The following is a 23,487-nucleotide window of genomic DNA, read 5'->3' as shown; positions in this document are numbered from 1 at the left end:
CCGTGGTCGTCCCGAAAATCGTCTGAGAGGCTGTCATGTTCCCTGTCGTCCCGCTCCCGCTGTCCGTCACCGAGGCCGACGGTTCCTTCGTGCTGTCGGACGCGACGCCCGTCGTCGTCACGGACCCTCTGGCCGCGGCCATGGCGCACGTGTTCGCCGACGACCTCGCCGTCGAGACGGGTCTGCGTCTCGACGTGACGTCCGGGTCCGGCGCCGTGCACGCCGGCGCGATCGTGTGCGAGGTGGCGGTCGACGACCCCGAGCTCGCGGCCCTCGGGGTTCCGCAGGGTGTCCGGGCGGACGGGCGGGCCGCCGTGAGCGAGTCCTACGCACTCGCGGTCACCGACGACGGTGTGCGTGTGCGCGGGCGCGGAGCCGAGGGTGTGCTCCGGGGCCTCACGGTGCTGCGCCAGCTGCTGGTCGCCGCCCCTGCGGACCCTGAGACGGGTGCGCGCACCCTGGGGGCCGTCCGCGTCGTCGACTCCCCGCGCTACGCCTGGCGCGGGCTCTCGTTCGACGTCGTGCGGACCTTCCACGACGTCGCGACCGTCCGCCGGGTGATCGACCTGCTCGCGATGCACCGGATGAACGTGCTGCACCTGCACCTGACGGACGACCAGGGCTGGCGGATCGAGGTCCCGGCACGTCCGGCGCTGACCGAGGTCGGTGCCCGCGGCGCGGTGGGGGACCGGCGCGGAGGCTTCTACACCGTCGAGGACCTGCGGGGCCTCGTCCGGTACGCCGCCGCCCGGCGGGTCGCGATCGTCCCCGAGATCGACGTGCCAGGGCACTCGGCGGCGATGCTCGCCGCCTACCCCGAGCTCCTCGGGGATCGACCCGCCACCGCGGGGGAGCGTGCCGACGGGGAGGCAGGACAATCGACCCTCGACCCCGACCTCGAGGCCACGTGGGCCGTGCTCTCAGACGTCCTCGACACGGTCGTCGACGTCTTCCCGTCCCGGTACGTCCACATCGGTGGTGACGAGGCGGTCGGGATGCCCGACGACGTCCACGCAGCCTTCGTGACCCGCTTCGCCTCCGAGGTCGTGGCCCGCGGGCGGCGCGTGGTCGGTTGGCAGGAGGCGTCCCGCGGGCTTCTGGGTCCGGATGCGCTCGCCCAGCACTGGATCGACTTCGTGCCTACGGACGGGACGACGGTGGACCGCAGCCAGTTCGACCACGTCGACCCGGCACTGCTCGACGTGCTGGTCGAGATGTTCTCCAAGGCGCCGGCCGACGTCGGGCGCACGCTGGACCAGGGCACCCGGGCGATCGTCTCGCCGACGGCGCACGCCTATCTCGACCGCCAGTACTCGGCACCCTCGGACGACCCGGCGCAGGAGGCGGACCGCGCACGGCTCGGACTTCCTGCCTACGCCCCCGGCACCGTGGAGGACTTCTACTCCTGGGAGCCGTCGACGGCCGTCCACGCACTGCCCGCCGAGGCCGTCGCCGGCGTCGAGGCGGCGATCTGGTGCGAGTCGGTCACCGACGCGCGGGACCTCGACCTGTTGCTCCTGCCGAGGCTCGCCGGCCTGGCCGAACGGGCCTGGTCGCCCGCCGGGGCGTCGTCGTACGCCGACCACGCGACCCGCGTCGCGGCGGTCGCCCCTGCCTGGGAGACGCGCGGGCACGACTGGTTCAGGGCCCTGTAGCGGAGGGGCCTGCGTCGACACCCTGACCAGGGTGCAGGCCTCCACGGGGTAAGCACGGGCGCTGCGTCGCGTCATCGGCCAGGAGGGTTCGCAAAAGTTCACCGCCCGTACTTTGCAAGGACGGTGGCCTAAAGCGTTACGATGGCCCGAGGAGGCACGGTCTGCCCGGTCGTGCCGGACGCGTCACCGACACCGAGGACGGCACATGACCCGGTCGCAGCAGGTAACAACGCAGAGCGCGCGTGCGGCGGTCGTGCTCGCCGCGGGCCACGACGAGCAGTCCCGCGCGCTCCTGACCCACCCGCTCGGTGACTCGACGGTCGTCGAGCTCGCGCTCGTCAACGTCCGCAAGGTCATCCCGGCCGACCGGATCGTCGTCGTCATCTCACCCGACGAGACAGAGATTCCAGGCCTTCTGGGCGACGACCTCACGTACGTCACGCAGCTCAGCCCCCGGGGGACCGGCGACGCCGCCCTCGCCGCACGAACCGCGATCGGGCATGCGCTCGGCGACCAGGCGGGCGACGCCGCCGTGCTGGTCACCTACGCGGACACGCCTCTCCTGCGCGCCCAGTCGCTGCGGGGCCTGCTCACCCGCCACACGCTGACCGGCGCCGACCTCTCGCTCCTGACCGCCGTCGTCGAGAACCCCGAGCCCGGGTACGGCCGCATCGAGCGCACCACCGACCATGCGATCAGCGCCATCCTCGAGCAGGAGGACCGCACCGCGACCGAGGGTCGGCTCACCGAGGTCAACGTCGGCGCCTACGTCGCCGCCCCGGGGCTGCTGTTCTCGCAGATCGAGGCGCTGGCGGCCGAGGGCGAGCACCGCCTCACCGAGGTCGCGCGTCGCGTGATCGGCGCCGACCGGAAGATCTCCAGCTACCGCATCTACGACACCGACGAGGTGCGCGGCGTCAACTCGGAGGACGAGCTCGCGGAGGCGGCCGACGTCGTCCTCAAGCGGCTCTTCATCCCCAAGAAGAACACCGACACCAAGATCGTCTTCGGCACCGGCGGGTGGCGCGCCGTCATCGGCGAGGGCTACACGCTCGCGAACGTCCGTCGCCTGTGCCAGGCCGTCGCGAACGAGGTCGTGCGCCAGGGACTCGAGACCAACGGCGTCGTCATCGGCGGCGACCGCCGCTTCCTCTCGCGCGAGTCGGCCGAGGCCGCAGCCGAGGTGTTCGCCGGGAACAACATCCCCGTCACGCTCCTGCCCGACGACGTCCCGACACCGCTCGTGACGTTCGCCGCCCCGTACCTCGACGCGGCCTACGGCATCATCATCACGTCGTCGCACAACCCGCCGGAGTGGAACGGCATGAAGGTGTTCCGCCGCGACGGGTCGCTGCCGCTGGACGAGGAGACCGACCGCTATCAGGACGAGGCCAACGCTCTGTCCGTGGACGACGTCATCACCCTCGACATCGACCTGGCGCGCCGTACCGGCATGATCACGGACCGCGTGCTCACCGAGCCCTACGTGGACGCGATCGAGAAGATCGTCGACGTCGAGTCCGTGCGGGGCTCGGACCTGCGCGTGATCGTCGACCCGATGTACGGCACCAGCCAGGGCACGCTCGGCACGATCCTCAACGACATGCGCGTGCGCGCCGAGTTCATCCACGCCGCGCACAACCCGCTGTTCGGCGGGATCGCGCCGGCCCCGGACCTGCAGCGACTGTCCACGCTGATCTCGATGATCGAGTCGGGCGGCGGTCGCTACGACCTCGGCATGGCGACCGACGGCGACTCCGACCGGATCGGCATCGTCGACGAGACCGGCGAGTACATCTCGAGCAACGACCTCCTGCTCCTCCTCTACTGGTACCTGCACGAGGTCCGCGGCGAGAAGGGCGGCGTCGTCCGCAACCTCGCGACCACGCACCTGCTCGACCGGCTCGCCGCGCACTTCGGCGAGGAGTCGTTCGAGTGCCGCGTCGGCTTCAAGCACGTCACCGCCGGGATGGACAAGATCGGAGCCGTCCTCGGCGGCGAGTCGTCGGGCGGTCTGACGATCCGCGGCTGGATCCTCGGCAAGGACGGCATCTTCGCGTGCGCGCTCGTGGTCGAGATGCTGGCCCGCACGGGCAAGCGGATCTCCGAGCTGCGCGAGATGATCTACGAGATCACCGGCCGCCTCTACACGCTCGAGGCCGGGGTCCCCGCCACCCCTGAGATGCGGATCGCGGTGCCGCGCCGTCTCGAGGCCGAGCCCCTGACGCACATCGGCGAGTACCCGGTGGTCAGCGTCTCGCACCTCGACGGCACCAAGATCCTGCTGGAGAACGACAACTGGGCCCTGCTGCGCTTCTCCGGCACCGAGCCGGTGCTGCGGATGTTCGTCGAGGCCGACTCGCCGGAGAAGGCGACCGAGCTGCTCGACTGGCTCAAGACCTTCGTCACCGCCGGCATCTGACCCGTACTCGCCGAGCACGCCCCGAACTGAGAGACAGGAACCACCCCCGATGCGCTACGGCCATTTCGACACCGACCGCGACGAGTACGTCATCGACCGACCGGACGTCCCGGTCTCGTGGACGAACTACCTGGGCACGAAGGACTTCTGTACCGTCCTGTCTCACAACGGCGGCGGGTACTCGTACTACAAGTCCTCCCAGTACGGGCGGATCTCCCGCTTCCGTCCCAACGGGGTCCCGCTGGACCGACCGGGCCACTACGTCTACCTGCGCGACGACGCCGACGGCGACTTCTGGTCCGTCTCCTGGCAGCCGGTCGGCAAGCCGCTGAAGGCCGACGGTCACGAGGACGGGGCCGAGTACACCACGCGCCACGGACTCGGGTACTCGACGTTCGAGGCGAAGTACAAGGGCATCGAGGCCGAGCAGACCATCGTCATCCCGCTGGACGACGACGTCGAGCTCTGGGACGTGAAGGTCACCAACACCTCGGACGAGGTACGGACGCTGACCGTCGGGTCGTACGTGGAGTTCAGCTTCCACACGATCACGATCGACAACCAGAACCTGCAGATGTCGCTCTACGCGTCCGGCTCCTCGTACGAGGACGGGATCATCGAGTACGACTTCTACTACGAGCCCTGGACGCACCACTACTTCGCCTCCAGCGAGACACCGTCGTCCTACGACTCCCTGCGCGACAACTTCATCGGCTCCTACCGGTCGGAGTCGAACCCGATCGCGATCGAGCGCGGCGAGGGGTCGAACAAGTCCGGGACCACGCAGAACCACTGCGGCTCGCTGCAGCACAAGATCACGCTGCAGCCGGGGGAGACCAAGCGCGTCGTCTACCTGCTGGGCTACGGCTCGCGGGACGAGGCCGGGCGCGCCATGCAGGCCAAGTACGCCGACCTCGCGACGGTCGACGCCGAGCGCGCCCGCCTGCGCAAGCACTGGACCGACAAGCAGGACAAGCTCCGCATCCGCACGCCCCACGAGGGCATGAACACGATGATCAACACCTGGACGCTGCTCCAGGCGGAGACCTGCGTCGTGTGGTCGCGGTTCGCGTCGTTCGTCGAGGTCGGCGGTCGTGCGGGCCTGGGATACCGGGACACCGCCCAGGACGTCATGAGCGTCATCCACTCCAACCCGACCAAGACGCACCAGCGCATCGTCGAGCTCCTGCGGGCGCAGACCGAGGCCGGGTACGGGCTGCACCTGTTCGACCCGAAGGCGTTCGACCCGGACGCCCCGAAGCTCCCGGACGTCCCCTCGCCGACGATCGTGCCGACGCCGAGCACCGCGGACCTGATCCACGGCCTCGAGGACACCTGCTCGGACGACCACCTGTGGCTCGTGCCGTCGGTCGTGGAGTACGTCAAGGAGACCGGGCGGCTCGACTTCCTCGACGAGGAGATCCCGTTCGCCGAGGGCACCCCCGCCACGGTGTACGAGCACCTCAAGCGGGCGCTCGACTTCTCCACGGAGCAGGTCGGTGAGAACGGCGTCGCGCTCGGGCTCCGCGCCGACTGGAACGACTGCCTCAACCTCGGTGGCGGGCAGACGGCGCTCGTGACCTTCCTGCACGCCTGGGCCATCCGCGCGTTCCTCGAGATCGCGCGCCCGCTGGGCCGGACCGAGGACGTCGAGAAGTACGAGGCGGAGCTGGCCCGGATCACCGCCGTCGCCGACCGTGAGCTGTGGGACGGCAAGTGGTGGGTCCGCGGCTACACCCGCGACGGCGTCAAGGTCGGCTCGAACGAGAACAAGCAGGGCAAGATCTTCCTCGAGCACCAGGCATGGCCCGTCATCGCCGGGATCACCAGCCAGGAGCGCGGTGAGCAGTCGATGGACTCCGTCCGTGAGCTGCTCGGCTCCGAGTACGGCAACCACCTCGCCTGGCCGGCGTTCACGGAGATCGACGACACCGTCGGCTTCCTGACGCGCGTCTACCCGGGTATCAAGGAGAACGCGTCGATCTTCAGCCACCCGAACGCGTGGCCGATCATCGCCGAGGCCATGCTCGGACGAGGCGACGAGGCCGTCGCTTTCTACGACTCGATCCTGCCGTACAACCAGAACGACAACATCGAGGTCCGTGGAGCCGAGCCGTACGCCTACGTGCAGTTCCTCTACGGCCGCGACCACGAGGACTTCGGCAAGGCACAGAACCCGTGGCTCACCGGGACCGCCGGGTGGATGTACACGGCCGCGACCAAGTACATCCTCGGCATCCGCCTCGCGCTCGACGGCCTGATCGTCGACCCCGCGATCCCGAAGGACTGGGACGGGTTCGAGGTGCGTCGTGAGTGGCGCGGCGCCGTCTACGAGATCGAGGTCAAGAACCCCGACCACGTCTCGAAGGGCGTCGCCTCGGTGACGATCGACGGCGTCGACCACCCGGCCGACCTGCCGATCCCCGCGCAGCCTGAGGGCGCCGAGGTGAAGGTCGTCGTCACCCTGGGCTGAACCCCACCTCGACGGGACGACGCAGACCCGTTCGTTCCGCTGCGCTCCCCCGGATCCACGGTGCGATACCCGTTGGAACCGGGGGAGTGCTGCATGCCAGGATCATGCGTCGTGAGAGCACGGGGGGCTGGTCAATGGCAGGCACCAGCATCGACGACGCGTTCATCGACGAGGTGAAGGTTGACCTCGGCACGGTGCTCGCCGACCCGCTCGACGGCCCCGGCGTGCGGCCCGGCACCTTCGCCGAGGCCGTCGACCAGCATGTCGCGGCGATGAACGTGCTCGCTCGCCGCGACGAGGGACTCCTCCGCCTGCTCGTCTCAGGCCTCTTCGTCGGCGCGGGGATGCTCTTCCTCGCCCTCCTCGGCCGCGAGGCACAAGAGGTGTCCGACGGTCGGGGTTCCGTCGCGGGGCTCGTGCCGTTCGTGGTGCTTCTCGTGCTGCTCGCCGGCGGATGGTTGGCCTACCGCCGTCGCTGGACCGCGGTGCGCCGGGCGCGCGGTCGGTGGGCACGGTCGCTGCACCTCCCGGGCGTGCAGGACCTTCCCGCGGGTGATCCGGCGGCGGACGCGTCGAGCCCGTTCCGGACGCGCCGCTGGCCGGACGCGGAGGTCGTCTCCTCCACGTCCCGGGACGGGTGGAAGATCGACCCCATGAGCCCGGGCCAGCTCGCGCGACTCGTCGTGTATCCGTTCGCGGCGATCTTCGGCGCCGTGCTGCTCGCGGCCGCGGCCGAGGGCGGCTTGACCGACTGGCGGGGCGCTCTCGCCCCGGGGCTCCTGCTCCTCGCCACCGCGAGCGGGTCCGTTCGGTACTGGCGCCGGTTCGTCGACGCCCAGCGCGTGCGCGAGCTGATTGCCGACGACGTGGTCCGGTGGCGTGCATGGCGCTCGGTGCACGGGATCGGCGCGCTTCCCGTCGTGCGCCCGGGGAGCGTGTGCTGGCCGCTTGCGACCCTCCCGCTGGTCCTCGTCGCCGTTCCCGGCATCGTCACGTCGTCGGTGCTCGTGCTGGTGATCTCGGCGCCGGTGGTCCTGGTGCCGTGGGTCGTCCTGGTCGTCACCCACCGTCGTCGTGCGGCGTCACGCGCGTCGCGTCGTGCCGCGGACCTGGCTGCGACGGGTGCTGCGGAGCTGGTCGACCTCGTGCCCGACGACGTCGCACCTCTCGGTCCGACGACGGCCCCTCCCGGGGAGGTGACGGTCGCCGCCGTCGGTGACTGCCTTGTCCTCCGTCCCGCGGGGGCTTCCGCGGACCTGACCGTGCCCGGTGCCGAGGTCGCAGCTGTCGTCCTCGGCGTTCCCCGCCTGATGAGGCCGCGGCAGGTGTGGCTGATGCTCGCGGACGGGTCGCAGATCTGTGGCACGACGTACCGCCCTGCCGGGCTCCGCCAGGTCGCACGCGCGCTGGCGGTCCCCACCCTCTGAGCATCGGCCTGGCGACGGCCCGGATGCCCACCGAGGTCCTCGCCGAGGCTGCGGAGGTATTCGCGGTGCCGTAGCGCGCGAGCTGTGGAGTCGTGTCAGTAGGTGCTCGAGTATCCGGTGTCCGTCGACGCGACGCCGATGACGAAGAGGAAGAAGATCACCGCGAAGACCAGGAACGCCGTGCCGATCGCGCCGACGATCACGCCTCCGAGTGCCATCCCGCGGCCCTGCTCCCCGCGTTCCTTGACCTGTCGCAGGGCGACGATCCCGAGGACGAGTCCCACCGGGCAGGGGATGCCGCAGAGCATGACGAACCCGGCGACCGAGGTCGCGAGCGAGGCGATCGCCATCCCGTTGGTCTTCTGCGGGGCGGGGGCCGTGCCGTAGGAGGGCTGTGCGTACGGGGCGCTCCCGTAGGGCGCCCCGGCGTAGGGCGGGGGAGTTCCTGGCTGCGAGTACGGCGGCGGAGCCTGATGCCCGGGGGTTCCCGACGGCGGCGGTGGAGTCCCGTAGCCCGGGGCACCCCCGGGCGGGGGCGACGCGGGCGGTGTGGACCCGGGCGACGGCGGAGGCTCGGTCGGGTCCGGCCGTCGGTTGGCGTCGTCGGGCTGCGGCGGCTCGTACGGGTTGCTCATGGCGTCAATGTAGCCACGGGCGCCGACCGTGTCCTTGGCTGTTTCGCGACGTGGCGGAGACCCGCGATCGCGCGGTGGCGCGACGCTGGAGTCTGGGGCGGGTCAGTCGGCGAGGTCGAGGATCACCGGCACGTGGTCGGAGGCCCCCTTGCCCTTGCGCTCGTCGCGGTCGATCGTCACGGAGTCGACACGGGCGCGCAGCGCGGGGGAGGCGTAGGCGAAGTCGATCCGCATGCCCTTGTTCTTGGGGAACGCGAGCTGCTGGTAGTCCCAGTAGGTGTAGGTGTTCTCGGCCGGCAGGTGCTCACGGCTGACCTCGGTGAGACCCGCGTCCGCGAACGCGGCGAACGCGTCCCGCTCGGCGGGGGAGACGTGGGTCTTGCCGGCGAACGCCGCGACGTCCCAGACGTCGGTGTCGAAGGGGACGACGTTCCAGTCGCCCATGAGGGCGAGCGGCAGGTCGGGGGACGCCGCGACCCACTCGGTGGCCTCGCGCTGCAGGGCCTCGAGCCAGCGCAGCTTGTAGGCGTAGTGCGGGTGGTCGAGCTCGCGCCCGTTCGGCACGTAGAGCGACCAGACGCGCACACCGCCGCAGGTCGCGCCGATCGCGCGCGGCTCGACGACCTCCGGGTCGCCAAAGCCCGGCTGGCCGAGGAAGCCGCGTTCGACGTCGTCGATCCCCACGCGGGACGCGATCGCGACGCCGTTCCACTGGTTGAGGCCGACGACCGCCACCTCGTACCCGGCGGCCTCGAAGACCGCGTGCGGGAACTGCTCCTCCTTGCACTTGGTCTCCTGGATGGCGAGGACGTCCGTCCCCGTCCGCTCGAGCCAGGCGACGACGCGCTCGGCGCGGGTGCGGACGGAGTTCACGTTCCAGGTGGCGATGCGCATTGGCCCAGCGTATCCGGGCGACGCACGACGGCGGACGTTCCGCTTGCCGTCGTCTCACCCGTACGCTGTGGTCCATGGGGACAGCATTGATCACCGGCGCGAGCGCCGGCCTCGGCCTGGAGTTCGCGTGGCAGCTCGCCGCGGCGCGGCACGACCTGGTGCTGGTGGCGCGCGACGTCGAGCGGCTTGAGCGCCTTGCTGCGCAGCTCTACGCCGCGGCGGGCGTGCACGTCGAGGTGCTGCCGGCCGACCTGTCGGTCGCCGAGGACGTCGAGCGGGTCGCGGACCGGCTGCGGGCGACGGAGCGCCGCGTCGGCCTGCTCGTCAACAACGCCGGCTACGGGCTGCACCAGCGGTTCGTGACCGGCGATGTCGACGAGGAGCTGGCGGCGCTGGACGTGATGGTGCGTGCGGTGATGGTGCTGTCGCGGGCCGCTGCCGAGCAGATGGTCGAGCACGGACGCGGCGCGGTCCTGAACGTCGGGTCCGTGGCGGCGCTGATGACGAGCGGCACGTACTCCGCGCACAAGGCCTGGGTGCGGACGTTCACGGAGGGGCTCGCCGTCGAGCTCGCGGGCTCGGGGGTGTCGGCGACGGTGCTCTGCCCCGGGTTCGTGCACACCGAGTTCCACGAGCGCGCGAAGATGCGGATGGACGCCTACCCCGAGGTCGTCTGGTTGCGGCCCGACGCCGTCGTCGCGCGGGCGCTCGCCGACGTCCGGCGCGGCGCGGTGATCTCGACCCCCTCGATCCGGTACTCGCTGGCGGCCGGACTGCTCCGCATGCTGCCGCGCGGTGCGGTGCGCGGGATCTCGTCGGGTCGGGCCCGTCGACGATAGATTGCTCAGCCCGTAAGACCGACACGTTCGACGGCTGGGCGTCGAGACCGCTCTCGAGCAACCGGTTGGTAGGTTTCGGCGCATGGGTCGTGATGTGCAGGACGCGCGCATCTTGCCCTCCGGAGCGGCTGCCGAGGTCGACTATCACGCGGTCTTCGCCTCCCTCGTCGCACCCAAGATGGTCCTCTCGCGGGACCTCGTGGTCCTCGAGGTCAACGACGCGTACGTCGAGAGCCGGGGCCTGCCGAGGTCGGTGCTGATCGGGCGCCACCTCCTGGACATCGACCCTGCTCAGCGACTGGCGACACCACAGAGCGTCGACACGGTCGTCGCCGCCATCAAGCGCGTCGTCCAGTCGGGCCGGTACGAGATCGTCGAACCCCACAAGCTCGACGTCGTCGGGCCGGACGGCTCGCACCGGGAGCGATACATCCTCCCCACCGCGATGCCGGTCCACACGAAGTCCTACGAGGTCTCGCACGTCGTGCTCCGCCTCGAGGACGTCACGTCGATCTTCCGGCCCGCGGAGATCGAGGAGGTCCCCGCCGAAAACTCCGTCCCCCGCGCCTTGGCGATCCGGAGCTCGGTCGAGGAGATCGGCCGCAAGGTCGCGCGGGAGCGCCAGGTCACCCTCCAGCTCCAGGACTCCGTGCTGACCGAGCCGCCGCCGACTCCGGGCCTGTCCGTCGACGTGCGGTACCGGCCCGCGCCGGCCGACTCGAACCTCGGCGGCGACTGGTACGACGTCGTCGTCCGTGCGGACGGCTGGACGATCGTCGTCGTCGGCGACGTGATGGGCCACGACATGGTCGCCGCGGTCTCGATGGCACAGCTGCGCGGGGTGCTACGGACGGTCGCCTACGACTCCGCGGGGCCGCCCGGCGAGATCCTCGACCGGGCCGAGAAGATCGCCGCCGGGCTGCACCTCGGCGACCTCACCGCCGTGAGCGTGGTCGCGGTCGGCCCCGAGGAGGCCGGCGGACACCGCGACGTGCTCTGCGCGCGCGCCGGGTCGCTGCCCCCGGTGGTCCACCGGGCGGCGGGTCCCACGCACCTCGTCGACGCACCGGTCGGGGCACTGCTCGGCCTCCGCCTGCCGACGGCGCGTGAGAGCGGACGTCTCCGGCTCGGGCCGGGTGACAGCATCCTCGTGTTCACCGACGGGTTGATCGAACGCCGCGGAGAGATGATCACCGACTCGCTGGGCCGACTGTGCGACGTCGTCGCCCGGCTCGACGACGCGTCCCCGCGACGCCTCTCCGACGCGGTCCTCACCGCCTGCCTGCCGGAGCTCGAGGACGACGACGTCGCGCTGGTCGTCCTCCGCGTCGACCCTCCGGGCACCGATACCCTGGCCTCGTGACGAACGCAGACTCCTTCGGCCCCACGCCCCGCGAACAGCTCCGTGAGCTCATCCGCGACCTCGCCGTCGTGCATGGCAAGGTGACGCTCTCCTCCGGCAAGGAGGCCGACTACTACGTCGACCTGCGCCGGACGACGCTCCACCACCGTGCAGCACCGCTGATCGGGCACGTGATGCTCGACGCGCTGGAGGAGTGGGGATTCGGACCGGCCGACGTCGAGGCGGCGGGCGGTCTGACCCTCGGTGCCGACCCGATCGCCACGGCGCTGCTGCACGCGTTCGCCTCGCGCGGCCTGGACCTCGACGCGTTCGTGGTCCGCAAGGCCGCCAAGGCGCACGGCATGCAGCGCCAGGTCGAGGGGCCCGACATCGCGGGACGCCGCGTCGTCGTCCTCGAGGACACCACGACGACGGGTGGATCGCCGATCGCGGCGATCGAGGCGTGCCGGGAGGCGGGTGCCGAGGTGGTGGCCTGCGCGACGATCGTCGACCGTGCCACGGGCGCCGGGGAGAAGATCGAGGCGCTCGGCGTGCCGTACCGCTACCTGTTCGACCTGCAGGACCTCGGGCTCGCCTGAGCCGGACTCAGACCAGGTCGACTCAGACCAGGTCGACGAGGTCGGCGACGGAGTCCTTGACCTCGCTCGGACGGAACGGGTAGGTGTCGACGTCCTCGATCTTCGTCGAGCCGGTCAGCACCAGGTAGGTGTAGAGCCCCGCCTCGATCCCCGCGACGACGTCGGTGTCCATCCGGTCGCCCACCATCGCGGTGTGCTCCGAGTGGGCGTCGATCCGGTTCAGGGCCGAGCGGAACATCATCGGGTTGGGCTTGCCGACGAAGTAGGGGTCGCGCTGGGTGGCCGCGGTGATCATCGCGGCCACGGCGCCGGTCGCGGGCAGCGGGCCCTCGACGGAGGGGCCGGTCGTGTCCGGGTTGGTGCAGATGAACCGCGATCCGCCCTTGATGAGGCGGACCGCCTTGGTGATCGCCTCGAACGAGTAGGTGCGGGTCTCGCCCAGCACCACGTAGTCCGGGTCGGACTCGGTCAGCGTGTACCCCGCCTCGTACAAGGCCGTCGTCAGCCCGGCCTCGCCGATCGCGTAGGCGGAACCGCCGGGGTTCTGGTCGGCGAGGAACTGCGCGGTGGCCAGGGCCGAGGTCCAGATGGACTCCTCGGGAACGTCGATGCCCGACGAGGCGAGGCGCGCCCTGAGGTCGCGCGCCGTGAAGATCGAGTTGTTCGTGAGGATCAGGAAGGGTCGTTCTGCGTCGCGCAGGGCCCGGATGAACTCGGGCGCGCCGGGGATGGCGTGCCCCTCGTGGACGAGCACGCCGTCCATGTCGGTCAGCCAGCTGGTGATCTCGCGATGCGGCTCTGTCATGACTTCAGACTACTCGGGGACAATGTCCGCATGGCCGACGTCGATCCAACACCACGTGAAGACCTGGTCGGGGTGGGCCCGTGGCCCGGCGGAGAGGCGGCGTGGCCGGACGACCCGCGGTACGACGCCGAGCTGCTGGCCGAGGGCGACCGTCGCAACGTCCCGGACGAGTTCCGGTACTGGAGCGTCGAGGCGATCGTCGCCGAGCTCGACACGCGGCGCCACCCGCTGCACGTCGCCATCGAGAACTGGGCGCACGACTTCAACATCGGCTCCGTCGTGCGGACGGCGAACGCCTTCAACGTGGCCGGGGTGCACGTCGTCGGACGACGTCGGTGGAACCGGCGCGGGGCGATGGTGACCGACCGCTACCTGCACGTCGAGCACCACCCGGACGTCGAGGGGTTCGTGGAGCGGGCTCGCGGGGAGGGCCTCGCGGTCGTCGGCGTCGACAACGTGCCCGGTTCGGTGCCGATGGAGGGCTTCGTCTGGCCCGAGCGCTGCGTGCTCGTGCTCGGCCAGGAGTCCACGGGGCTGACGCCCCCGATGCAGGAGGCGTGCGACGTCGTCGTGCACATCACCCAGTACGGCTCCACACGCTCGATCAACGCCGGCGCGGCCGGGGCGATCGCGATGCACAGCTGGGTGCTGCAGCACGTCCCGCACCCCTCCCCGTAGCGCGAGCCGCGTCGTCGGGAGTCCGAAACAACGCGAATCGGTCGCGGTGGGAGCAATCCGTCCGAGCGCCGGACGGATGCCGACACGTGGGCCTGGCATGGCAGAATGATGAACGAACCCCTGGGTGCTCACGCCCCGCCGTTGGCACCCGCGCCCCCTCCCGTCGTTTGGAGATCTGCAGATGCCTATCGCAACCCCCGAGGTCTACGCCGAGATGATCAACCGGGCGAAGGCAGGCTCGTTCGCCTACCCCGCCGTGAACATCACCTCGTCGCAGACCATCACCGCCGCCATCCAGGGCTTCGCCGAGGCGGAGTCGGACGGCATCATCCAGGTCTCCGTCGGTGGCGCCGAGTACGCCTCCGGCTCGACGATCAAGAACCGCGTCTCCGGCACGCTGGCGCTCGCCGCCTACGCCCACGAGGTCGCGAAGCACTACGGCGTCAACATCGCGCTGCACACCGACCACTGCACCAAGCAGAACCTCGACAGCTGGGTCCGCCCGCTCCTCGAGCTGGAGGCGCAGCAGGTCAAGGACGGCCAGCTCCCGACCTTCCAGTCGCACATGTTCGACGGCTCGAACATCCCGCTGGACGAGAACCTGGTCATCGCGAAGGAGCTCCTGCAGCTCTCCGTCGCCGCCAACACGATCCTCGAGATCGAGGTCGGCGTCGTCGGTGGCGAGGAGGACGGCCACGAGGCCGAGATCAACGAGAAGCTCTACACGTCCGTCGAGGACGGCCTCGCCACGGTCGAGGCCCTCGGTGCCGGCGAGAACGGTCGCTACCTGACCGCGCTGACCTTCGGCAACGTGCACGGCGTCTACAAGCCGGGTGCCGTCAAGCTGCGTCCGGCCCTCCTCAAGGAGATCCAGGACGGTGTCGGCGCCAAGATCGGCAAGGAGAACCCGTTCGACCTCGTGTTCCACGGTGGCTCCGGCTCGACGGCCGAGGAGATCTCCGAGGCTGTGGACAACGGCGTCATCAAGATGAACATCGACACCGACACGCAGTACGCCTACACGCGTCCCGTCGTCAGCCACATGTTCGAGAACTACGACGGCGTCCTGAAGGTCGACGGCGAGGTCGGGAACAAGAAGGCCTACGACCCGCGCGCCTGGGGCAAGAAGGCAGAGGCCGGCATGGCCGCCCGCATCGTCGAGGCCGCGCAGCAGCTGCGCTCGGCCGGCAACAAGATGTGACGACTCCCTGAGTCGCACGAGGGCCCCGCACCGACCGGTGCGGGGCCCTCGTGTCGTCTGCGGCAGGGTCGAGAGGTGTTCTTCGGGGTGCGGGCGCGACGCTGCGCCGCGGTCGGGCCCGCCTCAGCGGTCTTCGTTGACCTCGAACCCGGGGTCCTCGTCGATGATCTCCAGCAGCTCGCCGATGCGGGTCACCTCGAGCAGGAACCGGACCGTCGGGGGTGCCCGCAGGACGCGGACGGGGTGCGGGTTCCGGGACGCGAGGCGCGCGAGGAAGGCGACTCCGGAGGAATCCATGAAGGTGACGTGGTGCGCGTCGATCTCGACGGGCAGGCCGGCAGCCTCGGCGTGCGAAGTGGCCTCGGCGAGGTCAGCCCCGAGATCGGCGTCGATCTCCCCGGACAGGACGATCCGCGCACGGTTCGTCCCGACGATGACGTGGACGCTCGCGGGGTCGCCCGGCTGCGTGCCGGCCCCGTCCGTTAGTGCGCCGGGTGCGGTGTTGGGACCGTCGGACACGGTGCTCCTCTCGACGTGACCCCGGTGTCGGGGTCTCCTGGGGGACTAATCTACGGTTGAATGGCACCTTGCGACAGCAACGCGCGGGTGAACAGAGAGGACAGGGCGGTCATGTCTGACAGATCGACGGCTGAATCTGCCGTTCGTCCCTTTCTTCCTGGTCCCGTGCCGAGCCCCGGCGGGGAGCTCTCGCTCCCGGCGGAGGCCCGCGCCGCCGCACTCGCGTCCTCCAGCGTCGCGATGTGCATCGCCGGACCGTGGCTCGACGAGGCACGGATCCTCTGGGTCAACGACGCCTTCTGCGAGTACGTGAACGCTCCGGCGTCCGAGGTGATCGGCCGCCCGGCGGTCGACTTCGCCCTCGAGCGTGTCGAGACCGACCAGGACGTCACGGTCGTCTCCGCCCTGGAGGCGGGCCGGTCCGTCCAGGTCACCCTGCACACGAGCCGCCGGTCCCGCCAGGTGTGGACGCAGGTCAGTCTGGACCCGATCGCCGCCGGCGGCGTCGACGACGCGTACTGGGTGGCGGTCCTGCAGGACGTCTCCGCACACGTCCGCCGCGAACGAGCCCAGCGCGTGTCGCTCGAGGACGCGCGGCGTGAGCGCACCGCGCTGCACACCATCTCGCGCGTGACCGAGGTGCTCTCCGAGGTCGAGAGCCCGTACGCGATGCGTGAGCTGGCCGACCAGCTCACCGGCCGCGTCGTCGCCTGGGCCGGCATCTACATGAACGACGGCGGGCTCGTCCTCGCCGACCGGCTCGACGTGACCGCCCCGCCCTCGGGCCGCGGACACATGCACATGCGGCGCACGAGCAAGCGGCGCGGCGGCCGGCAGTCGCACCCGGAGACGGGGGAGACCGACGCCCTCGGCGATGCACTGCGGCCGGGCAGCGGGGCCCAGAACCTGCTGGCGGACGTCGAGGACTCCGTCCAAGAACTTCTGAACGGCACGTTCGAGGGCGTCCTGACGTTCGACCCGCACGGCGACTACCCGCGAGGATCTGCGTCGCGCTGGCTCGCGGAGGACCTCGAGGAGCACGCAGGGCATCACCTGCTCGACCGGTCGGTGGCGGTGCACGCCGTCCCGGGCCGACGGCGCGTCCTCGGTCTGCTCGTCGCGATCCCGTTCGACGACGAGGACCAGCGCTCCGGAGACGTGCGCACGGTCCTCGGCGTGACGGCCCGCCGCGCCGGCCTCGCGATCGACAACGCCCGGCTCTACGCCCGCGAGCACCGCCTGGCCGAGACGCTGCAGCGCTCGATGCTCCCGGAGCAGGCGGACGTCTCCGGGCTCGACGTCTGGACGTACTACGCACCGAACTCCGACCACGCACAGGTGGGCGGCGACTGGTACGACATCCTGCAGGTGACGCAGGACGTCGTCGGGGTCGTCGTCGGCGACGTCGTGGGGCACGACGTCGAGGCAGCGGCCACCATGGGACAGCTCCGTTCGGTCGCGCGCGCCTACGCCTACGAGCGCACGACCCCGGGACCGGTCCTGGACCGCGTCGACGCGCTCGTCTCGGGCATGAGGATCCCGCGGTCCGCGAGTCTCGTGTACGCCACCTTCAAGCGGCACGCCGCCTCGCACGACGAGGAGGCCGACGTCGCGATCCCGGAGCGCTGGACGTTCGAGTACTCGCGCGCTGGTCACCTCCCGCCGCTGCGGGTCCGCGACGGCGAGGTCATCATGCTCGACGACGGGGGTGGCCCCCTGGTCGGGTTCGGCTCCTCGCCGCGGGAGACCGCGCCGGTCGACGTGCAGCCCGGGGACACGCTGCTCTTCTACACCGACGGACTGATCGAGCGACGGGACCGATCTCTGCGGGTCGGTCTCGACACGCTCGTCGAGACGGCGGCCACGATCGAGGCGCACGACGCCGCGGGGATCGGCGAGGAGCTGCTCTCCCGCCTGGCCGAGGCGCCCGAGGACGACGTCGCGCTCGTCGTCGTCCGCATCCCCGGCTCTGAGACGACCCGGTCGGGCGACTCCTCGAGCCCGCGCAGCCGTCGGTGGCTCCTGCCGAGCGAGCCGGCCTCGATCGGTCGTGCGCGTCACGCCGTCGCGCGCACGTGCGCCGCCTGGGGACTGGGCAGTCCGGTCAGTGCGGAGCTCGTGGTCTCGGAGCTCGTGGCCAACGGGGTCGTGCACGGGTGGGGTCACATCGCGCTCCGGCTCTTCGACACCCCGGACGGGCTACGGATCGAGATCGAGGACTCCAACCCCGCGCCGCCCGTCTCCACCGACGGTCACGCCAACCGTGTCGGCGGGTTCGGGATCCAGATCGTGGAGCGCCTGGCCGAGTGGGGCTGGCGTCCGTCGTCGGCCGGCAAGATCGTCTGGGCGACGATGCGCACCGAGGGGCTGCCGGACTTCGGGTCCGGCAAGCCCGCGCAGAGCGACCCGGCGAGCGGCCCGACCCCGGTCGAGCCTCAGGACGACTGAGGGAACTCGTCCCGCGGGGGAGTCGTCGTCGCCGACGAGCAGTGGTGCTCGGAGTCGATCCGGAACAGGTCCAGGGCGCCGCACACCTCGAGCACGAACAGGTCACGGTCGTCACACCCGCGCAGCACCGTCGCCCCGCCGCGCTTGCGCCCCGAGTCGGCGAGCGAGATCAGGAAGGCCGCGCCGGTCGAGTCCATGAACGTGACCCGGCACATGTCGATCACCAGGAGCTGGCGTCGAAGGCCGACCACCCGGGCGGCGATCTCCGGGAACTGGTCACGCTCGACGAGATCCAGGTCCCCCGTGATGACGAGCGTGGTCGTCGCCGGCGACGTTGCGATCTCGATCATGCCTAGCACTCTAGACAACCTCGCGCCGTGCCGCGCAGCCGACATGCCTGCGACGATGGGGCAATGACCACTGCAAACAGCCCCGCCTCCCGCAACCTGCTCGGCCCCGACCCGGTGCGCCTGCCCGACTCCCACCCGGACGTCCCGGCGCGTGCCGCTCTGATCGACGGAGCGTCGCTCGACGACGTCGCGCGTCGGTACCCCGCGTCGTCGTACGTGTGGGCGGTGCTCGCCGAGCGTGCGCTCGACGCTGAGGACCCCGTCACCGCGTACGCGTTCGCCCGGACCGGGTACCACCGCGGGCTCGACGCGCTTCGCGGGGCCGGATGGCGCGGCCAGGGCCCGATCCCGGCCGACCACACCGCGAACCAGGGATTCCTGCGCGCGCTCCTCGCGCTGGCCGACGCCGCCGAGGAGATCGGCGAGGACGCGGAGGCGACACGGTGCCAGGAGTTCTTGACCAACTCGGGGACATCTGAGGACGAGGTCCGCACCCTCGTTTAACCCACCACGACCGCGGGCGGCCCCGACGAGTAGACTTTCGTCGGCCCGCCCGCGCGGGTCGTGACTCTTTGCGGGAGCAACCCCGCACCACCGGAGAACTGAAAGCAGGGATCGTATGCCAGCCGTCGTGCTCGTCGGAGCGCAGTGGGGTGACGAGGGGAAGGGGAAGGCGACCGACCTCCTCGGCTCTCGCGTCGACTACGTCGTGAAGTTCAACGGCGGCAACAACGCCGGGCACACCGTCGTCATCGGCGACGAGAAGTACGCCCTGCACCTCCTGCCCTCGGGCATCCTCTCGCCCGGCGTGACGCCCGTCATCGGCAACGGTGTCGTCGTCGACATCGAGGTGCTCTTCGAGGAGCTCGACGCACTGATCGAGCGCGGCGTCGACGTCTCCCGCCTCCTCGTCTCCCAGGGCGCGCACGTCATCGCCGGCTACCACCGCACGATGGACAAGGTCTCCGAGCGGTTCCTCGGCAAGCGCCGCATCGGGACCACGGGCCGCGGGATCGGCCCCGCGTACGCCGACAAGATCAACCGTGTCGGGCTGCGCATGACGGACCTCTTCGACGAGAAGATCCTCGCCGAGAAGATCGAGGGCGCGCTCGACCAGAAGAACCACATGCTCGTGAAGGTCTTCAACCGTCGTGAGATCGGTGTCCAGGAGACGCTCGACGAGCTGCTCGTCCACGCGGAGCGGCTCAAGCCGATGGTCGCCGACACCGGTCTCGTGCTCAACCAGGCACTCGACGCCGGCAAGACCGTCCTCTTCGAGGGTGGCCAGGCCACGATGCTCGACGTCGACCACGGCACGTACCCGTTCGTCACCTCGTCGAACGCCACCGCCGGCGGCGCGGTCACCGGCTCGGGCATGGGCCCGACCCGTGTCGACTCGGTGATCGGCGTCATCAAGGCGTACACCACCAGGGTGGGCGAGGGCCCGTTCCCCACCGAGCTCTTCGACGACAAGGGTGCCTACCTGCAGAAGGCCGGCGGCGAGTTCGGTGTCACCACCGGTCGCGCGCGCCGCTGCGGCTGGTACGACTCCGTGATCGCCCGATACTCCTCGCGGATCAACGGCCTGACCGACATCGTGCTGACCAAGCTCGACGTGCTCACCGGCATGGAGAAGGTCCCGGTCTGCGTCGCCTACGACGTCGACGGCGTGCGCTACGACGAGATGCCGATCGACCAGACCGCGTTCCACCACGCGAAGCCGATCTACGAGGAGTTCGACGGCTGGTGGGAGGACATCTCGCACTGCCGCTCGTTCGACGAACTTCCCGTCAACGCGCAGAAGTACGTGCACGCCCTGGAGGAGATGTCGGGCAGCCGGATCTCCGCCATCGGCGTCGGCCCGCGCCGCGACGAGATCATCCCGATTCACGACCTGATCCACGGGCGCGCGTAGCGCTTCCGCGTCGGTCGAGCCTGTCGAGACCACCGCCGGTCGAGCCTGTCGCTGGTCGAGCTTGTCGAGACCGGTGTGGTTTCGACAGGCTCAACCACCGGTCGCTGGTCGAGCTCGTCGAGACCGGTGTGGTTTCGACGGGCTCAACCACCGGTCGCTGGTCGAGCTTGTCGAGACCGGTGTGGTTTCGACGGGCTCAACCACCGGTCGTCGGTCGAGCTTGTCGAGACCGCGCCAGCCCCGGGAGGTCGGCGAACCTGCCCTCGATGAGCGCGATCCGTTTCGCTCGACCCCAGCCCTGGACCTGCTTCTCCCAGGCGTACGCCTCGTCGACGCGGTCGAACTCGGCGCTGTAGACGAGCCGGACGGGGCGTCTGCGTCGGGTGTACTGCGCGCCGTCGCCGCTCTGGTGCTGCGCGAGGCGTCGTGGAAGGTCGACCGTGCTGCCGACGTAGAAGGAGCCGTCGGCGCACTCGAGGATGTACGTGTGGGGCATCTCAGCATCGTTGCTCAGGAGTCGCGGTCGATCCCGGCGTCTTGCTGAGGGTGTGGACGACGAAGGTTGTCCACAGGTGGCATGCAGCCCTGGAACGGGGTCTCGACTGCGTTCGGGTGCGGGGTCTCGACAAGCTCGACCGACGACCGGTGGTTGAGCTTGTCGAAACCATCCGGGTCTCGACGGGCTCGACCGACGGGGTCTCGACTGCGTTCGGGTGCGGGGTCTCGACAAGCTCGACCGGCGGACGGTGGTTGAGCTTGTCGAAGCAATCCGCGTCTCGACAAGCTCGACCGACGTGGTCTCGACGGGCTCGACCGACGCGGGTTGAGCATGTCGAAAACCGGCGCGCGGGGATCGGTAGACTCGTCGCCCGTGAAGATCCTCGTCGTCGGAACCGGTGCCCGCGAGCACGCCATCGTCCACGCCCTCGCGCACGAGCAGGACGGGGCCGGGGGTGATGCACATGAGCTGCACGCCGCCCCGGGCAACCCCGGCATCGCGGAGCACGCGACGCTCCACGGGGTGGACCCGCTCGACGGTGCGGCCGTGGCGACCCTCGCAGGCTCGCTGCAGGTGGACCTCGTCGTCGTCGGCCCCGAGGCGCCGCTGGTCGCCGGTGTCGCGGACGACGTGCGCGCCGCGGGGGTCCCGGTCTTCGGGCCGAGTGCTGCTGCCGCGCAGCTCGAGGGCTCGAAGGCGTTCGCGAAGGACGTGATGGCTGCGGCGTCCGTCCCTACCGCGATGGCGCACGTGTGCACCTCCCTGGACCAGGTCGCCGAGGCGCTCGACGCCTTCGGTGCTCCGTACGTCGTCAAGGACGACGGGCTCGCGGCGGGCAAGGGCGTCGTCGTCACCTCCGACCGTGGCGAGGCGCTGGCTCATGCCGCAGAGTGCTTCGAGGCGCGCGGTGCGGGCGGGCGGGTCGTCATCGAGGAGTACCTCGACGGACCCGAGGTCTCGCTCTTCTGCGTCTGCGACGGCGAGACGGTGGTGCCGCTGTCGCCGGCCCAGGACTTCAAGCGAGCGCTCGACGGCGACGAGGGTCCCAACACCGGGGGCATGGGCGCCTACAGCCCGCTCGACTGGGCCCCTGAGGGTCTCGTGGACGAGGTCGTGGAGCGTGTCGCGCAGCCGACGGTCGACGAGATGGCCCGGCGTGGCACGCCGTTCTCCGGGATCCTCTACGTGGGTCTCGCGCTGACGAGCCGCGGCACGCGCGTGGTCGAGTTCAACGCACGCTTCGGCGACCCTGAGACGCAGGTCGTCCTCTCCCGCCTGCAGACCCCGCTCTCCGCGGTCATGCTGACGGCCGCGCGGGGCGAGCTGGCCGGCCTGCCGCGTCTGCGGTGGTCCGACGACGTGGCCGTCACCGTCGTCGTCGCGGCAGAGGGCTACCCGGCGAGCCCGCGCAAGGGCGACCCGATCACGGGTGTCGCGGAGGCGGAGGCGCTCGAGGGTGTCCACGTCCTGCATGCCGGCACCTCGGTCAGCCCCGAGCACCCGCTGGTGAGTGCGGGCGGCCGGGTCCTGTCGGTCGTCGGGCAGGGCCGGGACCTCGACGCCGCCCGGGAGCGCGCGTACGCGGGCGTGGCGCTGATCGGCCTCGCCGACTCCCAGCACCGCACTGACATCGCCGCGAAGGCGGCCGCGGGCGAGGTCGCCGCACCGTAGGGCTCGTCAGCGCGCGGTGGTCGACGCCTTGCCGAGCAGCGCGTCGAGGATCGCCTCGGTGCCTGCGCGGGCCGACCTCGGTGACTCGACCTGGGCGGTGACCATCGCACCGTCGTACGCCAGCGCGAGGGCGGTGACGAGCGCAGGGTCGGCCTGCGTCCCGCCGAGTTGGAGCTGCTCGCCGAGCGTGGAGGCGAAGCGCTCGCGGTGCCGTCGGACGGCGTGGCGGACCGGGTGGTCCGCGGTCGGGTACTCGGCGGCCGCATTGATGAACGGGCAGCCGTGGAACGAGGTGCCCGACGCGCTCTCCCACAGTCCGTCGAAGACACGTCCGATGCGGGCGCGAGCGGGTCCGCCCGCGTCGGAGAGCCGTGCGCCGAGCCCGGCGTGAAACCGCTCGCTGCGGGCGTCCAGGTACGCCACCACGAGCCCGTCCTTGCCACCGAAGTGGTGGTAGAGGGAGGCCTTGGCGGCGCCCGCCTCCGCGATGACGCGGTCGATGCCGACCGCGTGGATGCCCTCGGCGTAGAAGAGCTCGTCGGCGGCCGCGAGGAGTCGTGAGCGGACGCCGGGCGCGGGGAGGGTCTGCGGGGTGCTCACGACGGCGACGATACCGCCGCCGCGGCGTAGAGGCCTTGATGGGGGAATAGACAGACCAGTCTGTCTGTTCCATCGATCGTGACCGACCCACCAGGGGTCGGCCGAGAGGAAGGGACGACCATGACGCACTCTGCCGCCATTGTGATCTTCACCGACATCGCCAACGACAGCGCCGCCGTCTACCGCGCGCTGGGCACCGCCCAGGAGTTCGTCCAGGCGGGTGACGACGTCAAGATCGTCTTCGACGGCTCCGGCGTCGACTCCATCGCGGCGATGACCGCGGAGGACAACAAGCTCCACGGGCTCCTCGAGTCTCTGCGCGACCAGGTCGCAGGTGCCTGCGGCTTCTGCGCCAAGGCGCACAAGTCCGAGGACGCGATCGTCGCCGCGGGCTACCCGCTCCTGACCGACAACAACGGCCACGCGAGCATCCGCAACCTCGTCGTCGAGGGGCGCACGGTCCTGACCTTCTGATCCGCCGCGGACGACGACGGCCACCTCGCAGGCGCGAGGTG

General features: G+C 70.7%; 21 protein-coding genes. 14 read left to right on the top strand and 7 right to left on the bottom strand.

The features are described 5' to 3' along the window. Nucleotides 1-35 precede the first annotated feature (35 nt). The 4 genes from BLU20_RS00195 to BLU20_RS00180 all read left to right on the top strand — a co-directional run bounded on the left by BLU20_RS00195 (nt 36) and on the right by BLU20_RS00180 (nt 7,977). Complete coding sequence (locus BLU20_RS00195) at nt 36-1,655, top strand: beta-N-acetylhexosaminidase (protein ID WP_083371119.1); 1,620 nt, start codon at nt 36-38, stop codon at nt 1,653-1,655. 205 nt (nt 1,656-1,860) lie between these two features. Next, nucleotides 1,861-4,077, top strand: a complete 2,217-nt coding sequence (locus tag BLU20_RS00190; RefSeq protein WP_083371118.1) for an NTP transferase domain-containing protein — start codon at nt 1,861-1,863, stop codon at nt 4,075-4,077. Nucleotides 4,078-4,126: 49 nt separating this feature from the next. Then, the gene (locus BLU20_RS00185; protein WP_083371117.1) at nt 4,127-6,550 is read left to right on the top strand and encodes a GH36-type glycosyl hydrolase domain-containing protein; all 2,424 of its coding nucleotides are present in this window, start codon (nt 4,127-4,129) and stop codon (nt 6,548-6,550) included. A gap of 134 nt (nt 6,551-6,684) precedes the next feature. After that, the gene (locus BLU20_RS00180) at nt 6,685-7,977 is read left to right on the top strand and encodes a hypothetical protein (RefSeq protein WP_083371116.1); all 1,293 of its coding nucleotides are present in this window, start codon (nt 6,685-6,687) and stop codon (nt 7,975-7,977) included. Between the two features lie 95 nt (nt 7,978-8,072). On the opposite strand, the gene BLU20_RS14255 is transcribed toward BLU20_RS00180, so the two are convergent. After that, complete coding sequence (locus BLU20_RS14255) at nt 8,073-8,612, bottom strand: DUF4190 domain-containing protein (protein WP_157270195.1); 540 nt, start codon at nt 8,610-8,612, stop codon at nt 8,073-8,075. Between the two features lie 102 nt (nt 8,613-8,714). Further along, entirely contained in the window at nt 8,715-9,506 is a 792-nt protein-coding gene (locus BLU20_RS00170; RefSeq protein ID WP_083371114.1) for an exodeoxyribonuclease III, read from the bottom strand. Nucleotides 9,507-9,580: 74 nt separating this feature from the next. On the opposite strand from BLU20_RS00170, the gene BLU20_RS00165 reads away from it, so the two are divergent. From BLU20_RS00165 to pyrE, 3 genes are all read left to right on the top strand, one after another. After that, nucleotides 9,581-10,345, top strand: coding sequence for an SDR family NAD(P)-dependent oxidoreductase (locus BLU20_RS00165; RefSeq protein WP_083371113.1), 765 nt, complete (start codon nt 9,581-9,583; stop codon nt 10,343-10,345). Between the two features lie 82 nt (nt 10,346-10,427). Next, entirely contained in the window at nt 10,428-11,708 is a 1,281-nt protein-coding gene (locus tag BLU20_RS00160; protein ID WP_083371112.1) for a PP2C family protein-serine/threonine phosphatase, read from the top strand. Further along, nucleotides 11,705-12,286: an orotate phosphoribosyltransferase gene (pyrE, locus tag BLU20_RS00155; RefSeq protein WP_083371111.1), complete on the top strand. Its 582-nt coding sequence runs from the start codon at nt 11,705-11,707 to the stop codon at nt 12,284-12,286. The genes BLU20_RS00160 and pyrE overlap by 4 nt, the downstream gene beginning before the upstream one ends. A 22-nt stretch (nt 12,287-12,308) precedes the next feature. On the opposite strand, the gene BLU20_RS00150 is transcribed toward pyrE, so the two are convergent. After that, entirely contained in the window at nt 12,309-13,091 is a 783-nt protein-coding gene (locus BLU20_RS00150; protein WP_083371110.1) for an HAD-IIA family hydrolase, read from the bottom strand. A 30-nt stretch (nt 13,092-13,121) separates the two neighbouring features. On the opposite strand from BLU20_RS00150, the gene BLU20_RS00145 reads away from it, so the two are divergent. After that, nucleotides 13,122-13,769, top strand: a complete 648-nt coding sequence (locus BLU20_RS00145; RefSeq protein WP_029251902.1) for a TrmH family RNA methyltransferase — start codon at nt 13,122-13,124, stop codon at nt 13,767-13,769. A 181-nt stretch (nt 13,770-13,950) separates the two neighbouring features. After that, on the top strand, nt 13,951-14,970 hold the full coding sequence (gene fbaA, locus BLU20_RS00140; protein WP_029251903.1) for a class II fructose-bisphosphate aldolase: 1,020 nt from the start codon (nt 13,951-13,953) through the stop codon (nt 14,968-14,970). A gap of 123 nt (nt 14,971-15,093) precedes the next feature. On the opposite strand, the gene BLU20_RS00135 is transcribed toward fbaA, so the two are convergent. After that, nucleotides 15,094-15,489 carry an STAS domain-containing protein gene (locus tag BLU20_RS00135; protein WP_043109142.1) on the bottom strand — a complete coding sequence of 132 codons (396 nt, stop codon included), beginning with the start codon at nt 15,487-15,489 and terminating at the stop codon, nt 15,094-15,096. Nucleotides 15,490-15,654: 165 nt separating this feature from the next. Between BLU20_RS00135 and BLU20_RS00130 the strand changes: the two genes are divergently transcribed. Next, nucleotides 15,655-17,937, top strand: a complete 2,283-nt coding sequence (locus BLU20_RS00130; protein WP_231959239.1) for a SpoIIE family protein phosphatase — start codon at nt 15,655-15,657, stop codon at nt 17,935-17,937. Here BLU20_RS00130 and BLU20_RS00125 read toward each other — a convergent pair. Next, complete coding sequence (locus BLU20_RS00125) at nt 17,925-18,287, bottom strand: STAS domain-containing protein (RefSeq protein WP_029251906.1); 363 nt, start codon at nt 18,285-18,287, stop codon at nt 17,925-17,927. The genes BLU20_RS00130 and BLU20_RS00125 overlap by 13 nt on opposite strands. 63 nt (nt 18,288-18,350) lie before the next feature. On the opposite strand from BLU20_RS00125, the gene BLU20_RS00120 reads away from it, so the two are divergent. Beyond that, nucleotides 18,351-18,791, top strand: coding sequence for a DUF3151 domain-containing protein (locus BLU20_RS00120; RefSeq protein WP_029251907.1), 441 nt, complete (start codon nt 18,351-18,353; stop codon nt 18,789-18,791). A 115-nt stretch (nt 18,792-18,906) separates the two neighbouring features. After that, nucleotides 18,907-20,202, top strand: a complete 1,296-nt coding sequence (locus BLU20_RS00115; RefSeq protein ID WP_083371108.1) for an adenylosuccinate synthase — start codon at nt 18,907-18,909, stop codon at nt 20,200-20,202. A gap of 196 nt (nt 20,203-20,398) precedes the next feature. Here BLU20_RS00115 and BLU20_RS00110 read toward each other — a convergent pair whose 3' ends face one another. Further along, a complete protein-coding gene (locus BLU20_RS00110) occupies nt 20,399-20,698 on the bottom strand; it encodes a GIY-YIG nuclease family protein (RefSeq protein WP_083371107.1) in 300 nt (99 codons plus the stop codon). 375 nt (nt 20,699-21,073) lie between these two features. Between BLU20_RS00110 and purD the strand changes: the two genes are divergently transcribed. Continuing rightward, nucleotides 21,074-22,372: a phosphoribosylamine--glycine ligase gene (purD, locus tag BLU20_RS00105; protein WP_083371106.1), complete on the top strand. Its 1,299-nt coding sequence runs from the start codon at nt 21,074-21,076 to the stop codon at nt 22,370-22,372. Between the two features lie 6 nt (nt 22,373-22,378). On the opposite strand, the gene BLU20_RS00100 is transcribed toward purD, so the two are convergent. Next, nucleotides 22,379-22,972, bottom strand: coding sequence for a TetR/AcrR family transcriptional regulator (locus tag BLU20_RS00100; RefSeq protein WP_157270191.1), 594 nt, complete (start codon nt 22,970-22,972; stop codon nt 22,379-22,381). A 120-nt stretch (nt 22,973-23,092) separates the two neighbouring features. Between BLU20_RS00100 and BLU20_RS00095 the strand changes: the two genes are divergently transcribed. Next, nucleotides 23,093-23,446: a DsrE family protein gene (locus BLU20_RS00095; protein WP_083371105.1), complete on the top strand. Its 354-nt coding sequence runs from the start codon at nt 23,093-23,095 to the stop codon at nt 23,444-23,446. Nucleotides 23,447-23,487 lie beyond the last annotated feature (41 nt).

Origin of the sequence: Paraoerskovia marina (assembly GCF_900105445.1) — a bacterium.
GTDB lineage: Bacteria > Actinomycetota > Actinomycetes > Actinomycetales > Cellulomonadaceae > Paraoerskovia > Paraoerskovia marina.
The sequence above is the reverse complement of the archived record's forward strand: the minus strand, read 5'-3'. Positions and strand labels throughout refer to the sequence as shown.